This window comes from Nonomuraea lactucae (assembly GCF_003313395.1).
GTDB classification, from domain to species: domain Bacteria; phylum Actinomycetota; class Actinomycetes; order Streptosporangiales; family Streptosporangiaceae; genus Nonomuraea; species Nonomuraea lactucae.
On sequence record NZ_QNFZ01000535.1, the window covers coordinates 1 to 1,626 of the forward strand.

Here is a 1,626-nt window from a genome sequence, read left to right on the forward strand (position 1 = left end):
CCCGCGGTGGCCGGCCGGGTGCCGCCCGCCGCCAGCACCGTGACGACCAGGGCGTCGGCGGCGCGCAGCGTGTCGAACAGCGCGGGTTCGGCGGTCCGCAGGGACGAGCAGAAGACCGGCAGCGCCTGCCCGCCCGCGTCCTCGACGGCCCGGCAGAGCGTCTCGACGAAGCCGGTGTTGCCCGCCATGTGGTGGGCGCGGTAGTAGAGCACGCCGACCACCGGCCCGTCGTGACGGCGCGGGACGCGCTCCAGCCGCCCCCAGGCGGGCGCGGGGGCGGGCGGCGCGAAGCCGTGGCCGGTCAGCAGCACCGTGTCGGAGAGGAACGCGTGCAACTCGGCCAGGTTGCCGGGTCCGCCATGGGCGAGGTAGGCGTGCGCCTCGGCGCAGGTCCCGGCGCTGACCGTGGACAGCTCCATCAGCTCGGCGTCCGGCGCCTGCTCGCCGCCGAGCACCACCACCGGGCGGGGGCCGGCCAGCAGGTGGTCGAGCCCTTCCTCCCAGGCGCGGCGCCCGCCCAGCAGGCGGACCACGACCAGGTCGGCGCCGTCGAGCAGCGCGGGCAGGTCCTCGACCGGGAGCCTGGCGGGGTTGCCCAGGCGGTAGGGGGCGCCGCAGGCGCGGGCGCTCAGCAGGTCGGTGTCGGAGGTGGAGAGCAGCAGGACGGTGGTACGGCTTTCGCCAGGCACGCGGAAGTCCTCCCTCGGGGTCCTCGCCCCGGTCGCGGGTGTAGCGACGGCAGGAGTCTCCTGGCTCCCGGATCGGCGCTCACCCCGGCCTTCCCACCCGTCGCCGGGAAGTGGCCTGCTGGTGGGGTTCGCTCCCCGGTCACAGTGGCGGGACCGCGCCGGTTTCGCACCGGCTTCCTCCCCTTGCCTTCGCCTCGCGGTAAGGGTACGGCAGTACGAACTGGCGTTACCATCCTCTTCGTGTCCGAAGCCGACTTTTTCCTGCGTATGCGTCCAGACGCCTGCCCGGGAGCGCTCCAGGTGCACGAGGCGGCTGACGGCGCGCTGGCGAGGGTCCGCGTGCCGGGGGGCGCTGTCTCGGCCGCCCAGCTGCGCGTACTCGCCGACTGCGCGGCCGAGCTGGGCTCCGGGGTGATCGAACTGACCTCCCGGGCGAACGTCCAGGTGCGCGGGCTGCGTTCCGCGCCGGGGTTCGCCGTACGGATGGCGGAGGCGGGGCTGCTGCCGTCGGCCTCGCACGAGCGGGTGCGCAACATCGTCGCCTCGCCGCTGAACGGGCACGGGCCGGGCGGGCTCGTGGAGACGCAACCCCTGGTCGAGGCGCTGGACCGGGCGCTGTGCGGGCGTGACAGGCTCGCCGGGCTGCCGGGGCGGTTCCTGTTCGCCCTGGACGACGGCACGGGCGATGTGGTGGGGCTCGGCGCGGACGTCACGTTCACGCCCGGCGGGTCGCTCCTGGCCGGAGCCAGGCTGACCGGGGCGGGCGGGGATCCGGTCGAGCTCATGCTCGCGGCGGCGGAGGCGTTCCTCGACGAGCGGGGCTCCGAGGGTGTGTGGCGCATCGGGGACCTTCCGGACGGGGCGGGCCGGGTCGCCGCCCGGCTGGGAGGTGCCACGGCGCCGGGACCCGCGCCGGTCCAGCGCGGGCAGCGGGCCG

1 protein-coding gene, 1 pseudogene and 1 riboswitch are annotated in these 1,626 nt (G+C 76.0%); of the genes and pseudogenes, one reads left to right on the forward strand and one right to left on the reverse strand.

The window, feature by feature from the left end; all coding sequences use genetic code 11:
- Positions 1-689, reverse strand: a 689-nt coding sequence (locus tag DQW85_RS23330; protein WP_205315349.1) for a cobaltochelatase subunit CobN, incomplete at its 3' end; no start/stop codon positions are given.
- Between the two features lie 38 nt (positions 690-727).
- A riboswitch (cobalamin riboswitch) is annotated at positions 728-909 on the reverse strand.
- Between the two features lie 20 nt (positions 910-929).
- Between DQW85_RS23330 and DQW85_RS23335 the strand changes: the two are divergent.
- Positions 930-1,626, forward strand: a pseudogene (locus tag DQW85_RS23335) (precorrin-3B synthase); the annotation flags it as partial.